The sequence below is a fragment of the Roseateles sp. P2_H4 genome (assembly GCF_056403315.1).
Genome location: NZ_JBFUFR010000002.1, coordinates 141,801 through 161,703, shown reverse-complemented (window position 1 = coordinate 161,703; position 19,903 = coordinate 141,801). Strand labels below are relative to the sequence as shown.

At 68.0% G+C, this 19,903-nt stretch carries 23 protein-coding genes; 10 read left to right on the top strand and 13 right to left on the bottom strand.

Annotated elements, in window-relative coordinates:
* Positions 1–32: 32 nt before the first annotated feature.
* Positions 33–989 carry a CysB family HTH-type transcriptional regulator gene (locus AC1DW3_RS02430; RefSeq protein ID WP_477928245.1) on the bottom strand — a complete coding sequence of 319 codons (957 nt, stop codon included), beginning with the start codon at positions 987–989 and terminating at the stop codon, positions 33–35.
* Positions 990–1,108: 119 nt separating this feature from the next.
* Between AC1DW3_RS02430 and AC1DW3_RS02425 the strand changes: the two genes are divergently transcribed.
* Both AC1DW3_RS02425 and AC1DW3_RS02420 read left to right on the top strand, forming a co-directional pair.
* Positions 1,109–1,990: a dienelactone hydrolase family protein gene (locus tag AC1DW3_RS02425; protein ID WP_477928243.1), complete on the top strand. Its 882-nt coding sequence runs from the start codon at positions 1,109–1,111 to the stop codon at positions 1,988–1,990.
* Positions 1,991–2,262: 272 nt separating this feature from the next.
* Positions 2,263–3,357 carry an OmpA family protein gene (locus AC1DW3_RS02420; protein ID WP_477928241.1) on the top strand — a complete coding sequence of 365 codons (1,095 nt, stop codon included), beginning with the start codon at positions 2,263–2,265 and terminating at the stop codon, positions 3,355–3,357.
* A 15-nt stretch (positions 3,358–3,372) separates the two neighbouring features.
* Here the strand turns inward: AC1DW3_RS02420 and AC1DW3_RS02415 are convergent, their stop codons facing one another.
* The 7 genes from AC1DW3_RS02415 to AC1DW3_RS02385 all read right to left on the bottom strand — a co-directional run bounded on the left by AC1DW3_RS02415 (position 3,373) and on the right by AC1DW3_RS02385 (position 8,497).
* The gene (locus AC1DW3_RS02415) at positions 3,373–3,960 is read right to left on the bottom strand and encodes an RBBP9/YdeN family alpha/beta hydrolase (protein WP_477928240.1); all 588 of its coding nucleotides are present in this window, start codon (positions 3,958–3,960) and stop codon (positions 3,373–3,375) included.
* Positions 3,961–3,973: 13 nt separating this feature from the next.
* Complete coding sequence (locus AC1DW3_RS02410) at positions 3,974–4,192, bottom strand: TOBE domain-containing protein (protein ID WP_373714675.1); 219 nt, start codon at positions 4,190–4,192, stop codon at positions 3,974–3,976.
* Between the two features lie 98 nt (positions 4,193–4,290).
* Complete coding sequence (locus AC1DW3_RS02405; RefSeq protein ID WP_477928238.1) at positions 4,291–4,563, bottom strand: hypothetical protein; 273 nt, start codon at positions 4,561–4,563, stop codon at positions 4,291–4,293.
* A gap of 148 nt (positions 4,564–4,711) precedes the next feature.
* Positions 4,712–5,770, bottom strand: coding sequence for a sulfate/molybdate ABC transporter ATP-binding protein (locus tag AC1DW3_RS02400; RefSeq protein WP_477928236.1), 1,059 nt, complete (start codon positions 5,768–5,770; stop codon positions 4,712–4,714).
* Positions 5,770–6,651, bottom strand: coding sequence for a sulfate ABC transporter permease subunit CysW (gene cysW / locus AC1DW3_RS02395; protein ID WP_477928234.1), 882 nt, complete (start codon positions 6,649–6,651; stop codon positions 5,770–5,772). Before cysW ends, AC1DW3_RS02400 begins: the two co-directional genes overlap by 1 nt.
* On the bottom strand, positions 6,648–7,487 hold the full coding sequence (cysT, locus tag AC1DW3_RS02390; protein ID WP_477928232.1) for a sulfate ABC transporter permease subunit CysT: 840 nt from the start codon (positions 7,485–7,487) through the stop codon (positions 6,648–6,650). Before cysT ends, cysW begins: the two co-directional genes overlap by 4 nt.
* Entirely contained in the window at positions 7,487–8,497 is a 1,011-nt protein-coding gene (locus AC1DW3_RS02385; protein ID WP_477928230.1) for a sulfate ABC transporter substrate-binding protein, read from the bottom strand. Before AC1DW3_RS02385 ends, cysT begins: the two co-directional genes overlap by 1 nt.
* 127 nt (positions 8,498–8,624) lie before the next feature.
* Here AC1DW3_RS02385 and AC1DW3_RS02380 point away from each other — a divergent pair, with 127 nt between their 5' ends.
* The 3 genes from AC1DW3_RS02380 to AC1DW3_RS02370 all read left to right on the top strand — a co-directional run bounded on the left by AC1DW3_RS02380 (position 8,625) and on the right by AC1DW3_RS02370 (position 11,412).
* Complete coding sequence (locus AC1DW3_RS02380) at positions 8,625–9,788, top strand: PAS domain-containing sensor histidine kinase (protein WP_477928396.1); 1,164 nt, start codon at positions 8,625–8,627, stop codon at positions 9,786–9,788.
* Between the two features lie 85 nt (positions 9,789–9,873).
* Positions 9,874–10,521 carry a response regulator gene (locus tag AC1DW3_RS02375; RefSeq protein WP_477928228.1) on the top strand — a complete coding sequence of 216 codons (648 nt, stop codon included), beginning with the start codon at positions 9,874–9,876 and terminating at the stop codon, positions 10,519–10,521.
* A gap of 96 nt (positions 10,522–10,617) precedes the next feature.
* Positions 10,618–11,412: a hypothetical protein gene (locus AC1DW3_RS02370; protein WP_477928226.1), complete on the top strand. Its 795-nt coding sequence runs from the start codon at positions 10,618–10,620 to the stop codon at positions 11,410–11,412.
* A 75-nt stretch (positions 11,413–11,487) separates the two neighbouring features.
* Here AC1DW3_RS02370 and AC1DW3_RS02365 read toward each other — a convergent pair whose 3' ends face one another.
* Positions 11,488–12,645 carry an NF038122 family metalloprotease gene (locus AC1DW3_RS02365; RefSeq protein ID WP_477928224.1) on the bottom strand — a complete coding sequence of 386 codons (1,158 nt, stop codon included), beginning with the start codon at positions 12,643–12,645 and terminating at the stop codon, positions 11,488–11,490.
* A gap of 257 nt (positions 12,646–12,902) precedes the next feature.
* On the opposite strand from AC1DW3_RS02365, the gene AC1DW3_RS02360 reads away from it, so the two are divergent.
* The 5 genes from AC1DW3_RS02360 to AC1DW3_RS02340 are packed head-to-tail and all read left to right on the top strand — an operon-like array spanning position 12,903 to position 16,920.
* Positions 12,903–14,282, top strand: a complete 1,380-nt coding sequence (locus tag AC1DW3_RS02360; RefSeq protein WP_477928222.1) for a CmpA/NrtA family ABC transporter substrate-binding protein — start codon at positions 12,903–12,905, stop codon at positions 14,280–14,282.
* The gene (ntrB, locus tag AC1DW3_RS02355) at positions 14,279–15,148 is read left to right on the top strand and encodes a nitrate ABC transporter permease (RefSeq protein WP_477928220.1); all 870 of its coding nucleotides are present in this window, start codon (positions 14,279–14,281) and stop codon (positions 15,146–15,148) included. The genes AC1DW3_RS02360 and ntrB overlap by 4 nt, the downstream gene beginning before the upstream one ends.
* Complete coding sequence (locus AC1DW3_RS02350; RefSeq protein ID WP_477928218.1) at positions 15,138–16,016, top strand: ABC transporter ATP-binding protein; 879 nt, start codon at positions 15,138–15,140, stop codon at positions 16,014–16,016. Before ntrB ends, AC1DW3_RS02350 begins: the two co-directional genes overlap by 11 nt.
* Positions 16,013–16,456, top strand: a complete 444-nt coding sequence (gene cynS, locus AC1DW3_RS02345) for a cyanase (RefSeq protein WP_477928216.1) — start codon at positions 16,013–16,015, stop codon at positions 16,454–16,456. The genes AC1DW3_RS02350 and cynS overlap by 4 nt, the downstream gene beginning before the upstream one ends.
* Positions 16,453–16,920, top strand: coding sequence for a nuclear transport factor 2 family protein (locus AC1DW3_RS02340; protein WP_477928214.1), 468 nt, complete (start codon positions 16,453–16,455; stop codon positions 16,918–16,920). Before cynS ends, AC1DW3_RS02340 begins: the two co-directional genes overlap by 4 nt.
* Here AC1DW3_RS02340 and AC1DW3_RS02335 read toward each other — a convergent pair.
* The 4 genes from AC1DW3_RS02335 to modB are packed head-to-tail and all read right to left on the bottom strand — an operon-like array spanning position 16,917 to position 19,889.
* Complete coding sequence (locus AC1DW3_RS02335; protein ID WP_477928212.1) at positions 16,917–17,714, bottom strand: TOBE domain-containing protein; 798 nt, start codon at positions 17,712–17,714, stop codon at positions 16,917–16,919. The two genes, AC1DW3_RS02340 and AC1DW3_RS02335, sit on opposite strands and share 4 nt — an antisense overlap.
* Positions 17,711–18,472 carry an ABC transporter ATP-binding protein gene (locus tag AC1DW3_RS02330; protein WP_477928210.1) on the bottom strand — a complete coding sequence of 254 codons (762 nt, stop codon included), beginning with the start codon at positions 18,470–18,472 and terminating at the stop codon, positions 17,711–17,713. The genes AC1DW3_RS02335 and AC1DW3_RS02330 overlap by 4 nt, the downstream gene beginning before the upstream one ends.
* The gene (gene modA / locus AC1DW3_RS02325) at positions 18,469–19,209 is read right to left on the bottom strand and encodes a molybdate ABC transporter substrate-binding protein (RefSeq protein ID WP_477928208.1); all 741 of its coding nucleotides are present in this window, start codon (positions 19,207–19,209) and stop codon (positions 18,469–18,471) included. The genes AC1DW3_RS02330 and modA overlap by 4 nt, the downstream gene beginning before the upstream one ends.
* Positions 19,206–19,889 (bottom strand): molybdate ABC transporter permease subunit, encoded by a 684-nt coding sequence (modB, locus tag AC1DW3_RS02320; protein ID WP_477928207.1) that lies wholly within the window; start codon positions 19,887–19,889, stop codon positions 19,206–19,208. Before modB ends, modA begins: the two co-directional genes overlap by 4 nt.
* Between the last annotated feature and the right edge of the window lie 14 nt (positions 19,890–19,903).

The following is a 19,903-nucleotide window of genomic DNA, read 5'->3' as shown; positions in this document are numbered from 1 at the left end:
CCACCCCCGGAAATGCGGGGTGACAGCCCGGATCAGGCCGCCAGCGCCAGCACCTGCCCCTCGGTTTCGGGGTTCTGGTGGCGCGCGGCGTCCACGACCTCGCGCCGCAGCGGCGAGGCGAAGGTCTGGATGAACTCGTAGACGTAGTCGCGCAGGTAGGCGCTGCGGCGCACGGCCAGGCGCGTCATGTTGTCCGCGAACAGATGGCGGGCGTCGAGGGCGCGCAGGTGGCGGTCGCGCTCGTCATCGAAGGCGATGGCCGCGACGATGCCCACGCCCAGGCCCAGCTCCACATAGGTCTTGATGACGTCGGCGTCCATCGCGCTGAGCACGATGTGGGGCGTCAGTTGGGCCGCGGCGAAGGCCTCGTCGATGTGGGAGCGGCCGGTATAGCCGGGCTCATAGGTGACGATGGGGAATTGCGCCAGGCGGGCCAGCGTCAGCGGGCCGTCCAGCAGCGGGTGGTCGGGCGGCACGACGACCGAGTGCGTCCAGCGGTAGCAGGGCAGGGCGACGAGTTCGGGATATTGCGCCAGCGCCTCGGTCGCGATGCCGACATCGGCCTCGCCGTCGAGCAGCAGGCGGGCGATCTGCTGAGGCGAGCCCTGCTGCAGATGCAGGCTCACGTCCGGGTGATGGGCGCGGAAGTCGCGCACGGCGGGCGGCAGCGCATAGCGGGCCTGGCTGTGCGTGGCGGCGATGCGCAGGCGCCCGCTGCCGGCCTGGGCGAAGTCGTCGGCCGCGCGCTTGAGGTTCTCGGCCTCCTGCAGCAGGCGCTCGATGACGGGCAGCACCTGCTCGCCCGGCTCGGTCAGCCCCGTCAGGCGCTTGCCGACGCGCACGAAAAGCTCGATGCCGAGTTCATCCTCCAGCTCGCGGATCTGGCGGCTGACGCCGGGCTGCGAGGTATGCAGGGCCTGAGCGACTTCGGTCAGGTTGAAGCCGCGGCGCTGGGCCTCACGGACGGAACGGAGCTGCTGGAAGTTCATGCGAGGCGATTCTGCGAATTGCACCTGCATCTGTCGTCGAACTATTCGCCATATCGATATTCGCTTCTTGCCGGGTTGTCCCACTAAAGTTGGCATTCCCACGCATAAGGACGCTAGCGATGACGCAACCGACCGATATCCCCGCGCAGGCCTGGCCCCTGTTCGACCGCTATGTGCATGGCGATCTGAGCCGCCGTGGTTTTCTGGAGCAGGCCGCGGCCTTCACCGGCGGCCCGGCCGGGGCCGCAGCGCTGCTGGCCACGCTCAGCCCCAATTTCGCCGCCGCCCAGCAGGTCAAGCCAGATGACCCGCGCCTGGTGATCCGCCGCCAGTCCTTCCCGTCGCCCGACGGCAACGGCCAGGTGCAGGGCTATCTCGCCAAACCCGCGAGTGCGGCGGGCAAGCTGCCGGCCGTGCTGGTCGTGCACGAGAACCGCGGCTTGAACCCGCACATCGAGGACATCGCCCGCCGCGTGGCGCTGGCCGGCTACGTGGCCTATGCGCCCGACGCGCTGGCGCCGCTGGGCGGCTACCCGGGCGACGAGGACAAGGCGCGTGAGCTGTTCGGCAAGCTCGACGCGCCCAAGACGCGCGCCGATATCGTCGCTGCTGCCCGCGGCCTGCTGGCCGTGCCCGACGGCAATGGCAAGCTCGGTGTCGTCGGCTTTTGCTGGGGCGGGTCGCTGTCCAACTACGTCGCCACGCAAGTGCCGGAGCTGGGCGTGGCTGTGCCCTTTTACGGCGGCGCGCCGGCGCTGGAGGACGTGCCGCGCATCAAGGCGCGGCTGCTGCTGAATTACGCGGGCAACGACGAGCGCGTCAACGCCAGCTGGCCAGCCTATGAGGCCGCGCTGAAGGCGGCCGGCGTGCGTTACGAGCAGTTCGTCTACGCCGGCACCCAGCACGGTTTCAACAACGACACGACGCCGCGCTATGACGCCGCTGCGGCACAGCTGGCCTGGGAGAGGACGCTGGCGGTATTCAAGTCAACGCTCGGCTAGGGCTCGCGCGCGGTCACAGGATGCCGCAACGTCGCAGGCGCGATACGCTTGCGGCTCCCGAGGCCCGACGCGAGCGCGCCATGACACAGCATCGAATCAGACGCGACAGGATGGCATCCCGGGTCCGACGGGCCAGCGCCGCACGGTGGCTGGCGGTGCTGGCTGGCGTGAGCCTCATGAGTCTTTTGGGTGCTTGCGGTGCCCCCGGCTCTGCCACGGCCCCCGCGGCGGCGCCGGTCCCGGCCACAATGCCTGCACCGCCGCCGGCCCCGGTGCCACCCCCCACGCTGCCGTTCGATGCCGCCGTGCTGCGCGCCGCCACGGCTTTGCTCGCCGACGCGCAGCCGGCAGAGGCCCGCGAGCTGGTGATCGATCCGCTGGTGGACGGCGTCACCGGGCTGCAGTCGAATGCCACGCAGACGATGGGCACGCAATTGGTCAAGCTGATAGCCCAGCAGTACCCGCGCTACAGCGTCAAGCCGTTCAACCCGGTCAACGTCGTGCGTGGGCCGCTGATCCTGACCGGGACCTTCACCGGCGTGAATGCCGAGCGCAAGAGCGAGGGCAAGCGCGAAGCCTTCCGGATCTGCCTTGCCCTGGCGGACCTGAAGACCGGCAAGCTGGTCAGCAAAGGCCTGGCCTTCGCGCTGCCCGAGGGCGTGGACACGACGCCGTTGCCGCTGTTCGCCGATTCACCGGCCTGGGCGCCGGATGATGCCACCACCGGCTATGTGCGCACCTGTCAAGGCACCAAGCCCGGCGACGCCATCCACCCGCTGTACATCGACCGCATCGTGACGGCTGCGACCATCGCTGAAGCCAGCGAGGCCTACGCCGCCAAGCGCTATGCGCAAGCTGCCACGCTGTTCGAGACGGCGCTGGCCAGCCCCGGCGGCAACCAGTTGCGCGTGCATACGGGGCTGTACCTCACCCGGATGCGGCTCGGCCAGCGGTCGGCGGCGGCCAAGGCCTTCGGCGACATCGTCGAGCAGGGGCTCGACCAGAAGCGGCTGGGCGTGAAGGTGCTGTTCAAGCCCGGCACTGCGGCGATCTGGTCGCCGCCGGGCACCACGGCGCTGCCTTATGCGATGTGGATGGGCGAGATCGGCAGGCGCGCTGCGGCGCGGCCGAGTTGCCTGGACGTGGTCGGCCACACGAGCGCAAGCGGCGCCGAGCCGGTGAACGAAAGGATTTCGCTGATGCGCGCGGAGATGGTCGCGGGCGAGTTGAAGCGGGTGGCACCCAAGCTGACGCCGCGACTGGCCAGCAGCGGCGTCGGCTCCAGGCAGGCGCTGATCGGCAACGGCCGCGACGACCTGTCCGACGCGCTCGACCGGCGGGTCGAGTTCCTCGTCCGCGGTTGTTGAACCCTCAGCTTCATCTCAGACGGCGAAGGCCCACTCGCGGAACTCGGCGTGGCGTGGCCTTTGCTCGGCGGCGGCGCGCGCTCGCGCAGCTTCGATCCAGCTCTTGGCGATCGGAAAGGGGCCGAAGCCGGCCTCTGCATTGATGTGGCCGACCGGTCCGAGATTGCTGTAGCTGGCACCCCAACGATGCGCCCAGCGCGCGGCGCTGGCGGCGCTCATCCACGGGTCGGTGCTGCTGGCGATCAGGCGCGAGCGGCGTGGCAGGCGCTGGTGGGGCAATGACTCGGCGACGCCGAACTTGTCGGGCTCGGCCGGGGCGACGAAGAGGGCCTCGCGGATGGGCGAGTCCGGGTGGTCGGCCAGGTGGCGGGCCAGGGCCAGGCAGCCGAAGCTGTGCGCCACGGCCAGCCATTCCCCGTCGCCCGCCACTTCCAATGTGCGCTGGATGCGCTCGGCCCAACGCTCCAGTTCGGGTTTGCTGGGGTCGCGCTGCGTGACGCGGCGGGCGTCGCGGTACTGGCCTTGCAGCCAGGTCTGCCAATGCGCCGGGCCGCTGTCGTTCAGGCCCGGGATGATGAGGACGCGGGGCGCGCTGTAGGCCATGTCGGGCTCCTCGTCAGAGCGTCGCGATCGACACCTCGGTGGACTTGACCAGCGCGACGACCTCGCGGCCGACTTCGAGGCCAAGGTCCTTGACCGAGCGCGTCGTGATGACCGAGGTGACGACATCGCCACTGCGCGTGACGACATCGACTTCCGAGACGACCGGGCCTTCGATGATTTCCTTGATCGTGCCGCGGAACTGGTTGCGGACGTTGATGGCGGTGATGGTCATGCGGAATTCCTTGGTGGCTGCGGGATGAGGGCAGTGTGGCCAAGGGGTCCGCCGAGCGGAAGGAATCGAAACGCAGCAGCCCATGCGGGCTGCGTATATCAACCTTGCGGCGAGTCGTCCTTCAGCAGCACCAGGCAATCGGCGGTGGAGCCGTCCGGCGCAGGATGGGCGATGCAGTTGCGGTAGGCAGCGCGCCATGCGTCGGGCCCGGCGGCGGGCGCGTCGAAGCGCAGCGGCGCGTCGACCGCGACCACGTCGCGGCCAGGCTGGGTGGGCACCAGCTCATAGGCGCCGACGCCAGCGATGGCGATGATGGCGCAGACCCAGAGCATGCGCTGACGATGGGCGGCCTTGTCGGAGAAGGATGACATGTCGAACTCCCGCCGGCGTTTGCGACAGCGGTGCCCGTACCGGCGACAGACACCTGTTTGTCCAAACGTAGTCGGTGGCGGGAAGCGGACATCCCCTAGGTCCCCAATCTTGGGGACGCGGGCCTCCTCATGACTGAGGAGCCGGTGCTCAGATGCCGGCGCCGGCCTCGAACAGGCTCAGCCGCGCCGCGCTCAACTTCACGCGCTGGCCGCCTTGCAGGCGCAAGGACTCAGCCTCTTCGCGAGTCAATTCGGCTTCCAGCGGTTGGCCGTCCGGGCCGATCAGCTCGACACGTGCGCTCGCGCCAAAGGACAGCACGCGCTCCACGGTGGCCGACAGGCCCTGGGCCGACTCGTCGGTCAGGATCTGCAGCTCATGCGGCCGCGCATAGGCCTGCACCTCGCCGTCGCCGTGGGCGCCCTGGTGCGGCAACTGGTGCTCGCCCATGTGCAGCACGCCACCGCGGGCCTGGCCGACGAAGCGGTTGACCGCGCCGAGGAAGCCGTAGACGAAGGGCGTCGCCGGGCGCTCGTAGACCTCCTGCGGCGTGCCGACCTGCTCGACACGGCCATGGTCCATCAGCACGATGCGGTCGGCCACTTCCAAGGCCTCGTCCTGGTCGTGGGTGACGAAGATGCTGGTGATGTGCAGCTCGTCGTGCAGGCGACGCAGCCAGCGGCGCAGCTCCTTGCGCACCTTGGCGTCGAGCGCGCCGAAGGGCTCGTCCAGCAGCAGCACGCGCGGCTCGACGGCCAGCGCACGGGCCAGCGCGATGCGCTGGCGCTGGCCACCGGACAGCTGCGGCGGGAAACGGTCGCCCAGCCAGTCCAGCTGCACGAGCTTGAGCAGTTCGGTGACGCGCTTCTTGATCTCGGCTTCGGGCAGGCGCTGCTTCCTGGGCTTCACGCGCAGGCCGAAGGCGACGTTGTCGAACACCGTCATGTGGCGGAACAACGCGTAATGCTGGAAGACGAAGCCGACCTGGCGCTCGCGCACATGCGTGTCCGAGGCGTCCTGGCCGTCCAGCAGCACGCGCCCCGCATCGGCCTGCTCCAGGCCGGCAATGATGCGCAGCAGCGTCGTCTTGCCGCAGCCCGAGGGGCCGAGCAGGGCGACGAGTTCGCCGGTCGGGAAGTCCAGCGACACATCACCGAGAGCGGTGAAGCTGCCGAAGCTCTTGTGGATGTTTTGGACTTGAATTCCCATCACGCTTCCTTGGCCGACTGGCTGGCACGCCACTCGATGAATTGCTTGATCACCAGCGTCACCAGCGCGAGCAGCGCCAGCAGTGAGGCCACGGCGAAGGCGGCCGCGAACTGGTATTCGTTGTAGAGGATCTCGACGTGCAGCGGCAGCGTGTTGGTCAGGCCGCGTATGTGGCCGGACACGACCGACACCGCGCCGAACTCGCCCATGGCGCGCGCATTGCAAAGGATGACGCCGTACAGCRGGCCCCATTTGATGTTGGGCAGGGTCACGCGGCGGAAGGTCTGCCAGCCGCTGGCGCCGAGCACGGTGGCGGCCTCTTCCTCGTCCTTGCCTTGCGCCTGCATCAGCGGGATCAGCTCGCGGGCGACGAAGGGGAAGGTGACGAAGACGGTCGCCAGCACGATGCCGGGCACGGCGAAGATGATCTTCACGTCATGCGCCTGCAGCCAGGGGCCGAACCAGCCCTGGGCGCCGAAGATCAGCACATACATCAGGCCGGCCACGACGGGCGAGACCGAGAAGGGCAGGTCGATCAGCGTGATCAGCAGCTGCTTGCCGCGGAACTCGTGCTTGGCGATCAACCATGACGCACTCAGGCCGAACACCAGGTTGAACGGCACCGCGATGGCCGTAGCGATCAGGGTGAGCTTGATGGCGGAGAAGGTTTCCTCTTCGGCGATGGACGCGAAGTACACCTCCCAGCCCTTGCGCAGCGCCTCGGTGAAGACGGCCACGAGGGGCAGCAGCAGGAAGATGGCGAAGAAGGTCAGGCCCAGTGCCAGCAGCGCGAACCGCACGGCGGGGGATTCGCGCGTGGCGGGGTTGTCCTGGTACTTGGCTCTGGCGCGAGCCGGGGCGAGATGCAGTGCGGTACTCATTTGCGCCCACCCCGCTGCGAACTCCAGGCCTGCAGGCCGTTGATGATGAGCAGCAGCACGAAGCTGGCGATCAGCATGACGGCCGCGATGGCCGTGGCGCCCACGTAGTCGTATTGCTCCAGCTTGGCGATGATCATCAGCGGCGTGATCTCGCTGACCATGGGGATGTTGCCGGCGATGAAGATGACCGAGCCGTATTCGCCAACGGCGCGCGCAAAGGCCAGCGCGAAGCCGGTCAGCAGGGCCGGCAGCAGCGTCGGCAGCACGACATAGCGGAAGGTGGTCCAGCGCTGGGCGCCCAGCGACGCGGCGGCCTCCTCCAGCTCGGTCTCCATGTCCTCCAGCACCGGTTGCACGGTGCGCACGATGAAGGGCAGGCCGATGAAGATCAGCGCCAGCAGGATGCCCAGCGGCGTGAAGGCGATCTTGATGTCGTACTTGGCGAAGAGGGAACCGACCCAGCCGTTGGGCGCGTACAGCGCCGTCAGCGCGATGCCGGCCACGGCCGTGGGCAGGGCGAAGGGCAGGTCGATCAGCGCATCGACGAGCTTCTTGCCCGGGAACTCATAGCGCACGATGCACCAGGCCAGGATGAGGCCGAAGAAGAGATTGATGAAGGCGGCGATCAGCGAGGCCCCGAAGCTGAGCTTGTACGAGGCCATCACGCGCGGTGCCGTGGCGGCAGCCCAGAAGGCGTCGAAACCGTGGCCCGAGGACTTCAAGAAGACGGCGGCCAGCGGCACCAGCACGATCAGCGACAGATAGAACAGCGTGAAGCCCAGCGTCGGTGCGAATCCGGGCAGCACGCGGCGGCGTGCCGAGAGGAAGGAAGCCATCAGCGTTTGATGCTGGCCATGACTTGGTCAAACGAGCCGCCGTCGGCAAAGTGCTGCTTGCTGACCTTGGCCCAGCCGCCCAGCGTCTGGTCGACCGTGAAGAGCTTGATGTTGGCGAAGCGCTGCGCATGCTTCTTGAAGATGGCTGGGTCGCGCGGGCGGAAGTTGTTCCTGGCGATGATTTCCTGGCCTTCCGGTGTCCAGTGGAAGTCGAGGTAGGCCTTGGCCAGCGCGGCCGTACCCTTCTTGGCATTGACCTTGTCGACCAGGGCCACCGGGGCATCGGTCTCGATGGAGATGCTGGGGTTGACCTGCTCGAACTGGCCCTTGCCGAACTCGTTCTCGATCAGCTCCACCTCGGCCTCGAAGGTGACGAGCACGTCGCCGATGCCCCGCTGCGTGAAGGTGGTGGTGGCGCCGCGGCCGCCGCCGTCCAGCACCGGCACATTGGTCAGCACCTTGGTGACCAGTTCCTTGGCCTGGGCTTCGCTGCCGCCGGTGGCAATGACGCTGCCCCAGATGGCCAGGTAGCTGTAGCGGCCGTTGCCGGTGACCTTGGGGTTGGGGATGATGACCTGCACGCCCGGGCGGGCCAGGTCGCTCCAGTCCTTGATGCCCTTGGGGTTGCCCTTGCGCACGAGGAAGGTCATGGTGGACGAATAGGGCGCCGCGCCGTTGGGGAAGCGGCTGCGCCAGTCGGCGGGGGTCAGGCCGGCGCTGGCGAGCTGGTCCACGTCGGTGGCCTGGTTCATCGTTACGACGTCGGCTTCCAGGCCGCCGATGACGGCGCCGATCTGCTTGCTGGAGCCGCCATGGCTCTGGTTGATGACGACGGTCTGGCCCTTGGCCTTCTGCGCGGCGACAAAGGCCGGGTTGATCTGCTTGTAGAGCTCGCGCGCCACGTCGTAGGAGACGTTCAGCAGCGTGGCGTCACTGGCCAGCGCCGGCAGGGCGGCGCTGGAGGCGATCAGCGCGAGAACGGTGCGGCGAGAAGGCAGGAAGAAGGGCATGGCATGGCCGTCGAATGAACGAAGCCGCGAGAGTGCCCGAAGTCGCTTATTCACCAAACGACAGTTTGCTTATTTCCTTATTCGATATGCACCAAAGCGTGGCATGGGCTTTGCTCGCCTCATGAGCATGCCGTTTGCCCAGGACACGCTCGCCACCCCGCCGGTTGCCTCGCTGGAGGCGACGCGCCGCCTGACCCTGCTGCTGGAAAGCACCGGCGAGGGCATATTCGGCATCGATATGGGTGGCCATTGCACCTTTGTGAACCGCGCTGCCTGTGAGGCCCTGGGCTGGCGCACCGAAGAAGTGCTGGGCCGCAATATGCACGAGCTGATCCATCACTCGCGCGACGACGGCGCCCACTATCCGGAGTGCGACTGCCCCATCTTCAATGCCTTCCGCCGCGGCGAGCCCTGCCGCATCGACGATGAAGTGCTGTGGCGGGCTGACGGCAGTCCCTTCCCGGCCGAGTATTCGAGCTACCCGGTCATCGAACATGGCGAGGTGCAGGGCGCCGTCGTCACCTTCGTCGACATTTCCGCCCGCCGCCGCGCCGAGGCGCTGCTGCGCGCCAGCCATGACGAGCTGGAGCAGCGCGTGGCCGACCGAACGGCCGAGCTGCGCGAGCTGGCCCACCACCTGGAGGCCATGCGCGAGACCGAGCGCAAGCGCATTGCCCGCGAGATCCATGACGAGCTGGGCTCCCTGCTCGTGGCGCTGAAGATGGACCTGGACTGGCTGGCCCGCCGTGTCGGCGACCCTGGCCTGCGCGAGCCCATGCTGGACAAATGCCAGCGCATGGGCGGCCTGGTGGACACGGCGGTCGACTCGGTCGGCCGCATCATCACGGACCTGCGCCCCAGCATCCTGGACCACCAGGGCCTGTGGGCGGCGCTGGAGTGGCAGGCGCAGGAGTTCCAGCTTGCCGGCAGCGACGAGCGGCAGGTGGACGTCAAGATGCACGTCGCGGCCGATGTCGCGCCGCCGGAAGGGGGGCTGGCGATTGCGGTGTTCCGCATCTTCCAGGAGGTGCTGTCCAACGTCGCCCGTCACGCCAGGGCCCGGCATGTGGCCATCCGCATCGACGTGGACGCGCCACCGGCACCGGTGCTCTATCTGCAGGTGCGCGACGACGGCGTGGGCGCGGCACCCGAGGCGCTGAACGACGCGCGCAGCTATGGCGTGCTGGGTATGCGCGAGCGTGCCGGCCACTTCGGGGGGCGGTTGGGCATCGAGAGTGCGCCGGGGCGGGGCACGACAGTTCGATTGGTGATGCCGCTGGAGGCGCAATGAAGCGGGCCGAGCGCCGGGCCGCCCCAAGCCGGACCGCCGTCCGCTCGGGGGACCGGCCGATGTACCCGTCGGACGAGAGCCTGACATGATTCGCGTGCTGATCTGCGACGACCACCTCATCGTCCGCCAGGGCATCAAGCAGGTGCTGGCCGAGGCGGAGGATCTGCGCGTCGTCGGCGAGGCGGCCAACGGGCCGGATGCCATCCAGCAGGTGAGGGCAGGCCAGGTCGACGTGGTGCTGCTGGACATCGCCATGCCGCAGCGCGACGGGCTGGACATCCTGAAGGCGTTGAAGTCCGAGTTCCCGCGCCTGCCCGTGCTGATGCTGTCGACCTACCCCGACCGCCAGTACGCCGTGCGCAGCCTCAAGCTCGGCGCGGCCGGCTACCTGAACAAGAGCGCGCACAGTGAGCAGATGATCGACGCGGTGCGCAGCGTCGCCCGCGGCAAGCTCTTCATCACGCCCAGCGTGGCCGAGCAATTGGCCGGCGCCATCGGCGCGGGCGGCCGGCCGGCGGACGATGAGCAGCCGCTGCACGAGAAGCTGTCGCACCGCGAATACCAGGTCTTCCAGCTGCTGGCCGCCGGCCGCAGCGTGGGCGAGATCGCCGAGCAACTGGTGCTGTCACCCAACACGGTGTCCACCTACCGTGCCCGCGTGCTGGAGAAGATCGGCGTGCGCAACGACGTGGAGCTGGCGCTGTTCGCGGTGCGCATGGAGCAGGCGGGATAGGGTTGCTTCCGGAAAAGTAAAACCCTGTTTCGTTTCGGCGCGGTACATTGCCGGCCGCATGCATGACCGCGCCGGCCGGCGCACAGAAAGAACTCCATGAGCGCCTCCCAACAAATCGCCGAAACCTTCACCACCGCCCGCGCCGCCGGCCGCGCCCTCGAGGCCTACCCCGGCACGCCGCCCGCGACGCTGGCCGAGGCCTATGCGATCCAGGCCGCGGCCATCGCCCGCTGGCCCGATGCGGTCAAGGGCTGGAAGGTCGCCCGCGTGAACCCCGCGTTCGCGGCCCAATTTCCTGAAGAGCGCCTCATCGGCCCCGCCTTTGCCCCCAACGTCCACCACGTGGCGCAGGGCGGCGCGGCGCAATGCCCCGTGTTCGAAGGCGGCTTCGCGGCCGTCGAGGCCGAGGTCGTCATCGTCGTCGCGGCGGATTCGCCGGCCGGCAAGAGCGACTGGACAGCGGAGTCCGTCCTCCCGCTGGTGGCGTCCATGCACATCGGCGTCGAAGTGGCGAGCAGCCCACTGGCCACGCTGAACGACATCGGCCCCGGCGCCGTCATCTCCGACTTCGGCAACAACTGGGGCGTCGTCGTCGGCGCCGAAATCACCAACTGGCGCGAGCTGGAAACCATTGATGTCGAGACCTTCATCGACGGCCAGTCGGTCGGTACCGGCAAGGTCGCCATCAAGCCCGGGCCTCTCGGCGCGCTCGCCTTCACGCTGAACAAGCGCGCCCAGCAGGGTGAAATTTTGCGTGCCGGCGACGTCATCTCGACCGGCATGATCACCGGCGTGCACGACATCCGCATCGGCCAGCAGTCGCGGCATGTGTTTGCGGGCGCGGGTGAAGTGCAGGTGCAGATCACGCGCGCGGTGGCCGCGGCGGCCTGAGGCGCTGCGGCCCAACGAAAATCGCCCCGGTGCAGGTCTGCAACCGGGGCGAGCCGCCGAGGCGGTAACTGAGGTTTAGCCTTGCTGCTTGCGGCGGCGCGTGACCAGCCCGGCAGCCAACAGGCCCAGGAAAACCACCGACCAGGTCGACGGCTCGGGAATGGCGAACTGCGCGTAGATCTGTGCCGTCGTCAGCTCGTAGGCCGGGTTGGCCAGCACATCGACGTTCACATTCCAGCCGATGGCATCGAAGGCCGCCAGGTCCAGCGCGGTGACCGAGTCCATCTTGCCGCCGCAGATGTAGGGGTTCATGACGCCCAGGAAGTCGTTGCACGGCGTGGCCTGGTTGGGCTCCTTCCAGTGCGAGGCCTGGTTGCCGTCGCCGGTGTTTTCACCCGTCGAGAAATCGCCGAGGGCCGTGGCGCCGCCGTCCACCGAGAAGTAGGCCGGCTGGTTCGGCGCCCAGTTCAATTGACCCGCGGCGCTGTAGCGGAACATGTCCAGGCCATAGCCCCACCAGAAATCATCGACCGGGCCGGTTTGGCCGTCGGTGTAGTCGAAATCGTCGGCACCGCTGACGAAGCCCAGCGCATGCCCGATCTCGTGGATGGCCACGCCGATGAAGTCGTAGCTGCCCGGCGTGATGCCGTCCGTGGGGTTGAAGTCGAAGGCGAACTGGTTGGAGAACTGGATGGTGCCATCGATGAAGCTTGGGCCGAGGTCGATGCCCAGGGCCTTGACGTTGGCCGAGGTCAGCGCCATCGCTTGGTTGATGGTGTTGTCGGGCGCCAGCCGTGTGCCGCCGGCGACGTCGATGCCGTCCTGGGTGGCCGGCGAAAGATAGGCCGGCACCAGGACCGACACGCCGCCATTGGCATTCAGGGGTGACAGGTTGGCCACGGCCAGGTTGTCCAGCGCGCTGGTCTTGTTGGCGTTGAGCAGGTTGTAGTAGGCACCGATCGGCACGTAGTCGATCAGGCTGGAGCCGGTCGAGCCCAGCACGCCCGGCGGCAGCCCGCCGTAGCCGACGTTCAGCTCGATCGTGGCGTTGTTGGTGAGGACCGATTCCCAGTACTTCGCTGCGATCCTGAAGCCTGCCTCGGCCTGCGTGCCGGTCACCTGGGCGGCGCCGCCGATGTCGTGCAGGATGATGGTGGCCGCACCGGCGGGAGCGGCCAGGGCGACTGCCGAAGCCGTCCCGAGGATGAATGACTTGATTGTGGCGATGGTCATTGAACTTCCCTGTCTGTCCGAGTGAGCGCGAATGAGGCGGGATGCTAGTGCGCAAATCACGCTGGCACCGGCGTGGGGCAGCGGTATGAGACCCCCTGCCTGAGGGATTGAGCAACAGTCCTGTGGTCCCCGGCTTGCCCAGTTAGGGGGGCTTCGGGCGATGTGGCGTAGTTCCAGCCCTACAAGAAGTCGCCGGCCACCACGATGCCGCCGAGCCGGCGCGCTCCCTAGAGTCGCTTCCACTTGAGGAGCACTCGATGACCCACGATCCCTACGACGCCGACCGGCCCCTGCTGATGCACTGCGCCTGTGGCCAGCACGGCAGTCCGGCCGAGCACGCCGCCGCCGAACTGCGCACCCGCAGCGAGACGACGGACTTCGAGGCCGAATCGGCCAGCTTCGTCGAGGCGACGTTGGTCAAAGCGCTGTTTCCGCAGGACGCGCTGCGCCGCCGCTTCCTGAAGGCCGTGGGCCGCCGCACGGCGATGGCCGCCATCGGCAGCGTGCTGCCCATCGCCTCGCTGCAGGCGATGGCGCAAGACAAGGGCGCGCTGGAGAAGAAGGACCTCAAGATCGGCTTCATCCCCATCACCTGCGCCACACCGCTGATCATGGCCCACCCGCTGGGCTTCTATGCCAAGCAGGGGCTGAACGTGGAGGTCGTGAAGACGGCGGGCTGGGCCTTGATCCGCGACAAGATGATCAACAAGGAGTACGACGCGACGCACTTCCTGTCGCCGATGCCGATTGCGATCAGCCTGGGCCTGGGCGCGCCGGCCACGCCGATGAATGTGGCCACCATCCAGAACACCAACGGCCAGGCCATCACCCTCAGCGTCAAACACAAGGACAAGCGCGATCCCAAGGACTGGAAGGGCTTCAAGTTCGCCGCGCCCTTCGAGTACTCGATGCACAACTTCCTGCTGCGCTATTACGTGGCGGAAGCGGGGCTGGACCCGGACCGCGACATCCAGATCCGCGTGGTGCCGCCGCCCGAGATGGTGGCGAACCTGCGCGCCGGCAACATCGACGGCTTCCTCGGCCCGGATCCGTTCAACCAGCGCGCGGTCTACGAGGAGGTGGGCTTCATCCACCTGCTGACCAAGGAGCTGTGGAACGGCCACCCCTGCTGCGCCTTCGGCACCAGCAGCGAGTTCATCGCCAGGAACCCCAACACTTTCATCGCGCTCTACCGCGCGGTGCTGACGGCCGCCGCCATGGCCCGCGAGGCGCGCAACCGCGAGCTGATTGCCAAGGTCATCGCGCCACAGGCCTATCTGAACCAGCCCGAGACCGTCATCGCCCAGGTGTTGACGGGCAAGTTCGCCGACGGCCTGGGCAATGTCAAGGTCGTGCCCGACCGCGCCGACTTCGACCCCATGCCCTGGCAGAGCATGGCCGTGTGGATCCTGACGCAGATGAAGCGCTGGGGCTATCTGAAGGGTGACGTGAACTACCGGCAGATCGCCGAGAAGGTCTTCCTGCTGACGGATGCGAAGAAGCAGATGAAGGCGCTGGACATGGCGGCGCCCGAGGAGAAGACGGGCGGCTATCCGAAGTTCAGCGTCATGGGCAAGGAGTTCGACCCGGCCAAGCCGGATGCTTACGTGGCCAGCTTCGCGATCAAACGCACATGAAGCGCTCGCTCGCCTTCCGCGCTGGTGTGCTGTCGCTGCTGCTGCTCGGCTGTCTGCTGGGTGTGTGGTACCTCGCCACGCAGGGCACGCCTGCTGCGGCACCGGCTGCAGCCATGACGCCCGAGCAGATCGAGTACGCCAAGCTGATGGGCAAGCCGGTGGACGCCACGCCGGTGGCGGCCAAGAGCGGCTTTCCGACGCTGGCGCAAATGGGCCGCACCATGGCCCATCACCTGGCCGAGCCCTTCTACGACCGCGGCCCCAACGACAAGGGCATTGGCCTGCAGCTGGCCTACTCGCTGGGGCGGGTCGGCCTGGGCTATCTGCTGGCTGCGCTGGTCGCCATTCCACTGGGTTTCGTCATCGGCATGAGTCCGTTGGCCTACCGCGCGCTGGACCCCTTCATCCAGGTGCTCAAGCCCATCTCGCCGCTGGCCTGGATGCCGCTGGCCCTCTACACGATCAAGGACTCGGCGGCGAGCGGCATCTTCGTCATCTTCATCTGCAGCCTGTGGCCGATGCTGATCAACACGGCCTTCGGCGTGGCCGGCGTGCGGCGCGAGTGGCTGAACGTGGCCCGCACGCTGGAGGTCAGCCCGCTCCGCCGGGCCTTCGAAGTGATCCTGCCGGCGGCGGCGCCGACCATCCTGACGGGCATGCGCATCAGCATGGGCATCGCGTGGCTGGTCATCGTGGCGGCCGAGATGCTGGTGGGCGGCACCGGCATCGGCTACTTCGTCTGGAACGAGTGGAACAACCTCAGCCTGCCCAACGTCATCTTCGCCATCCTCGTCATCGGCCTCGTGGGCATGGCGCTGGACCTGCTCTTCGCCCGCGCGCAGAAGGCGGTGACCTATGCCGACTGAACTTGTGCAGGTCCAGGGCCTGACCAAGCGCTATGGCGACGCGACCGTCTTCGACGGCGTCAACTTCACGCTGAGCGAGGGCGAGTTCGTCTGCATCATCGGCCACAGCGGCTGTGGCAAGACCACCATCCTCAACGTGCTGGCCGGCCTGGAGCAGGCGAGCAGCGGCCACGTCTTCATGGCCCAGCGCGAGGTGGCCGGACCGGGGCTGGAGCGCGGCGTCGTCTTCCAGGGCCATGCGCTGATGCCGTGGCTGACCGTGCGCCAGAACATCGCCTTCGCGGTGCGCAGCAAATGGCCCGACTGGAAGCGCGCCGAGGTCGACGCGCAGGTCCAGAAGCACGTCGCCCTCGTCGGCCTCACACCGGCGCTGGACAAGAAACCCAGCCAACTCTCTGGCGGCATGAAGCAGCGAGTGGGCATAGCGCGTGCCTTCGCCATCGAGCCGCGCATGCTGCTGCTGGACGAGCCCTTCGGCGCGCTGGACGCGCTGACGCGCGGCACCATCCAGGACGAGCTGCTGAAGATCTGCGCTGCCACGCGCCAGACCGTCTTCATGATCACGCATGACGTGGACGAGGCCATCCTGCTGGCCGACCGCATCCTGCTGATGGCCAACGGCCCGCAGGCCCGCGTGGCGGAGATCGTCGTCAACACCATGCCCCGCGAGCGGCAGCGCGCCACGCTGCACCACGACCCGCAGTACTACCGCATCCGCAACCACCTCGTCGACTTCCTCGTCGAGCGCAGCGCCACGCTGTCGCATGGCCGCGCGCCCGAGCAGCCGCCCGAGGTGCGGCCAGGCCTGCAGACCGCCGAAGTCATTCCCCTCGATACCAACCCCGCCATCCACAGGAGCACCGCATGAGCCGCCTCGAAGTCACCGAAAAGATCATCGCCACCAAGGTTGCCAAGGGCATCAAATGGGCCGACGTGGCCGCCGACATCGGCCTCAGCAAGGAGTGGGTCACCGCCGGCTGCCTGGGCCAGATGACCTTCAACGACGAGCAGGCCGCCAAGCTGGCCAGGTTCTTCGACCTGACCGAGTGTGAGACGCAGTGGCTCAAGGTCGTGCCCTACAAGGGCAGCCTGCCGACGTCGGTGCCGACCGACCCGCTGATCTACCGCTTCTACGAGCTCATCAGCGTCTACGGCACGACCTTCAAGGAGCTGATCCACGAGGAATTCGGCGACGGCATCATGAGCGCCATCGACTTCAAGATGGACCTGCAGCGCGAGCCCAACGCGGCGGGTGACCGCGTCAGCATCGTCATGAGCGGCAAGTTCCTGCCCTACAAGACGTATTGAAGATGAAGCCGCCGCTGCCGCCCTTCACGGCCGAGTCGGCCGTCCAGAAAGTGCGCCTGGCCGAAGACGCCTGGAACAGCCGCGACCCCGACCGCGTCGTCGGCGTCTACACGGACGACACGGTCTGGCGCAACCGCGCGGAGTTCCCGGTCGGCCGCGAGCAGGTGCATGAATTCCTCGTGCGCAAGTGGGCGCGCGAGCTGGACTACCGGCTCATCAAGGAGCTGTGGGCTTGTGCAGGCAACCGCATCGCCGTGCGCTTCGCCTACGAGTGGCACGACGATTCGGGCCACTGGTACCGCAGCTACGGCAACGAGAACTGGGAGTTCACCGATGAAGGCCTGATGCGGCGACGCTTTGCCAGCATCAATGACCTGCCCATCGCGGCGTCGGCGCGGCTGTTCTTCTGGCCCTTGGGCCGGCGCCCGGATGAACACCCAGGTCTGAGCGAGCTGGGGCTCTAGTCGCGAACAGCCAGCATGACGGCATAGGCCTTGAACACGGCGGTGGCCTGCTGACCCACGGCCAGGCCAAGCGCATCGACGGCATCGTTGGTGACGCTGGCCGTGACGACGGCGCCGCCGGGCAGGGTCAGGCCGACCAGGCTGGACACCGCGCCGCGCTGCACGCGCGAGACGGTACCGGCCAATTGGTTGCGCGCCGACAGCCTGTAGCCGCCGAAGTCCGTCACCAGCACGACCTCGCTGGACTTCACCAGCGCCAGGGCTTCCTTGCCCGTCTGTACCTGCAGTTCCTGTGCGGCCTGGGTCGTCAGCGAGGCGGTGATCTCCTGGCCACCCTCCAGGGCGACACGCACCGTCGTCGTGGCCGGGCCGGGGTTGACGCCGGCCACGCGGCCATGGAACTGGTTGCGGGCGGTGGTCTTCATGGACATCCTTTTCAGCAGCGCGTCGAGCGCGGGTTGGGTTTCCAGCCAGGCGGCCTGTTCGTGCAGGAAGGCCTGATGGCGGGATTGCAGTTGCTGCCAGGCGGCGAGCAAGGCCTGGCCCTCGGTCGTCAGTCGCGTGCCGCCGCCGCCTGAGCCGCCGGTGGCGGTCTCGACCAGCGGTGCATGCGTCAGCGCGCCGGCTGCGTCTAGCACCAGCCACGCGCCCTTGTAGCTGTAGCCGGCGACGCGGGCCGCCTTTTGCAGCGAACCGGTCAAGGCCAACGCGGCGAGCAGGTCGAAGAAGCGGCCGTCGAGCCGGCCAGCGAGGCGCAGTTCGCCTTGCAGCAGTGGGTGGTCGCCGGGGGTCACGCGATCTGCGTCTTCAGGAAGTCGCGGCGCTGCTCATCCTCGGGCCGTAGTGCACTGCCATCCTGCAGCTCGCGGCTTTGGCCGGCGTCCAGGTCCACCTCGCGCGTGACGCGGCCGCTGTCGACAACATAGGCGCGATTCGCCAGCGCGGCCACATCGTCGAGGTCGTGGGTGATCATGACTGCCGGGATGCCCCAGCGTTCACGCACCGTGCGCAGCTCGTCGCGCAGTTGCTGGCGCAGCATGGGGTGCAGGGCCGCGAAGGGTTCGTCGAGCAGCAGCACCTGGGGATTGCAGGCCAGAGCTCGCGCCAGGGCCACGCGCTGCTGCTGGCCGCCGGACAGCGTGGCCGGCTTGCTGCGTGCCATGGCGGTGAGGCCGAAAGACTCGATCAACTCGTCCACCCGCGCCGCGTCGTCGGACTTGAGGCGTTTGCGCCAGCTCGTCAGGCCGAAGGCGATGTTGTCGCGCACGCTGAGGTGGGGGAAGAGAGCGTAGTGCTGGAAGAGATAGCCGACGCCGCGCGCATCGGGTGGCAGGTCGATGCCGGCTGTCGTGTCCAACAGCGCGCGGCCGTTCAGCAGCACGCGCCCGGCCTGCACTGGCAACAGGCCGGCCATGGCCTGCAGCGTCAGCGACTTGCCGGCGCCCGACGGGCCGTAGAGGGCGATGAAGGGCGCATCGGTCGCGAACGCGATGTCGAGGTCGAAGCGGCGCCGGGCGTCACTGACTGATAGCTGGAGGCTGACGTCGATCAAGGTTTGCCGAAACCGTACTTGGCCAGGATGGCCTGAGCATCGGCCCCGCCGAGGAAGTTGACGAAGTCTCGCGCCAACGCGGCCTGCTTGCTGTCGGCCACGACGGCGGCCGGATAGGTGATGGGCGTGTGGCCGCCCACCGTCGCGGCCACGCGCACCTTGCCCTTGGCGACCTCGGCATCCGTGCGGTAGACGAAGCCGGCCTCGACCTCACCGCGGGCCACGTAGTCGAGCACCTGGCGCACGTTGTCGGCGAAAACGAGCTTCGGCGCCAGGGCCGACCAGAGCTGCGCCGTGCCCAGGGCCTGTTGCGTATAGCGGCCCACGGGCACGGAAGCCACCTTGCCGACGGCAATGCGGCGCACTGAGGGCTTGTTCAGGTCAGCCAATGTCGCAATGGCGGGTGCGCCTTGGGTCGGGGTGACCAGCACCAGCGAGTTGGCCGCAAAGTCTCGGCGCGTAACGGTGGCGATGAGCTTCTGATCCGCCGCGCGGTTCATGGTCTCCTGGTCGGCGCTGACGAAGACGTCCACGGGCGCTCCTTGCGCGATCTGCTGCAGCAGCACGCCCGACGCGGCGAAATTGAAGCGCAGCGTCGCGCCGGGCCTGGCGGCCTCGAAGCGCGGGCCCATCTCCTTGAAAGCATCGGTCAGGCTGGCGGCGGCCGAGACGGTCAGTTGCTGGGCCGAGGCGAACAGGGGCAGGGCGGCACAGAGGGCGAGCAGGCGACGTTTCATGGCGACGAGCGTTGCAGATAGCGGTTGGACAGCACGAGGATGGCAACCGACACAGCCGACACGATGAGGGCCAGCATCAGCGCCAGATCGTCACGGCCGGCTTGTACGGCGTCGTAGATGGCCATGGAGGCGGTCTGCGTCTGGCCGGGGATGGAGCCGGCCACCATCAACGAGGCCCCGAACTCCCCCATGGCGCGAGCGAAGGCCAGCAGCGTGCCGGCCAGGATGCCGGGCCAGGCCAGCGGCAGCGTCACGCGCACAAAGGTGCTCCAGCGCGACTGGCGCAGCGTGCGGGCCGCGGCCTCCAGGTTGCGGTCGACCTGGGCGAAGGCGCTGCTCGCACCCTTGAGCACCAGCGGCAGGGCCACCAGCGTCGAGGCGATGACGGCGCCATGCCAGTTGAAGATGACCGTGTAGTCGAAGTGCTCGCGCAGCCAGCCGCCCAGGGCGCTGCGCCGGCCCATCAGCACCAGGATGCCGTAGCCCAGCACCGTGGGCGGCAGCACCAGCGGCAGCATGCAGATGGCTTCCAGCAGGCCGCGGCCCGGCAGCCGGGTGCGCGCGAACACCCAGCCCAGGGCCACGCCCAGCAGCAGGGCCAGCAGCGTGGCGAAAACGGCGATGCGCAGCGTCAGCGCCAGCGGCGCGGCGTCGAACTGGCTCCAGAGCTCGGTAGGCATGGAGTCGTAATGTA

Bases quoted from the DNA above. Each gene is read 5' to 3' on its own strand.
- ntrB (WP_477928220.1), top strand. From the start codon at position 14,279: ATGAAGCGCTCGCTCGCCTTCCGCGCTGGTGTGCTGTCGCTGCTGCTG.
- AC1DW3_RS02405 (WP_477928238.1), bottom strand. From the start codon at position 4,563: ATGTCATCCTTCTCCGACAAGGCCGCCCATCGTCAGCGCATGCTCTGG.
- AC1DW3_RS02400 (WP_477928236.1), bottom strand. From the start codon at position 5,770: ATGGGAATTCAAGTCCAAAACATCCACAAGAGCTTCGGCAGCTTCACC.
- AC1DW3_RS02425 (WP_477928243.1), top strand. From the start codon at position 1,109: ATGACGCAACCGACCGATATCCCCGCGCAGGCCTGGCCCCTGTTCGAC.
- AC1DW3_RS02360 (WP_477928222.1), top strand. From the start codon at position 12,903: ATGACCCACGATCCCTACGACGCCGACCGGCCCCTGCTGATGCACTGC.
- modA (WP_477928208.1), bottom strand. From the start codon at position 19,209: ATGAAACGTCGCCTGCTCGCCCTCTGTGCCGCCCTGCCCCTGTTCGCC.
- AC1DW3_RS02350 (WP_477928218.1), top strand. From the start codon at position 15,138: ATGCCGACTGAACTTGTGCAGGTCCAGGGCCTGACCAAGCGCTATGGC.
- AC1DW3_RS02410 (WP_373714675.1), bottom strand. From the start codon at position 4,192: ATGACCATCACCGCCATCAACGTCCGCAACCAGTTCCGCGGCACGATC.
- AC1DW3_RS02415 (WP_477928240.1), bottom strand. From the start codon at position 3,960: ATGGCCTACAGCGCGCCCCGCGTCCTCATCATCCCGGGCCTGAACGAC.
- AC1DW3_RS02380 (WP_477928396.1), top strand. From the start codon at position 8,625: ATGCCGTTTGCCCAGGACACGCTCGCCACCCCGCCGGTTGCCTCGCTG.
- cysT (WP_477928232.1), bottom strand. From the start codon at position 7,487: ATGGCTTCCTTCCTCTCGGCACGCCGCCGCGTGCTGCCCGGATTCGCA.
- AC1DW3_RS02370 (WP_477928226.1), top strand. From the start codon at position 10,618: ATGAGCGCCTCCCAACAAATCGCCGAAACCTTCACCACCGCCCGCGCC.
- AC1DW3_RS02365 (WP_477928224.1), bottom strand. From the start codon at position 12,645: ATGACCATCGCCACAATCAAGTCATTCATCCTCGGGACGGCTTCGGCA.
- cynS (WP_477928216.1), top strand. From the start codon at position 16,013: ATGAGCCGCCTCGAAGTCACCGAAAAGATCATCGCCACCAAGGTTGCC.
- AC1DW3_RS02430 (WP_477928245.1), bottom strand. From the start codon at position 989: ATGAACTTCCAGCAGCTCCGTTCCGTCCGTGAGGCCCAGCGCCGCGGC.
- AC1DW3_RS02375 (WP_477928228.1), top strand. From the start codon at position 9,874: ATGATTCGCGTGCTGATCTGCGACGACCACCTCATCGTCCGCCAGGGC.
- AC1DW3_RS02385 (WP_477928230.1), bottom strand. From the start codon at position 8,497: ATGCCCTTCTTCCTGCCTTCTCGCCGCACCGTTCTCGCGCTGATCGCC.
- modB (WP_477928207.1), bottom strand. From the start codon at position 19,889: ATGCCTACCGAGCTCTGGAGCCAGTTCGACGCCGCGCCGCTGGCGCTG.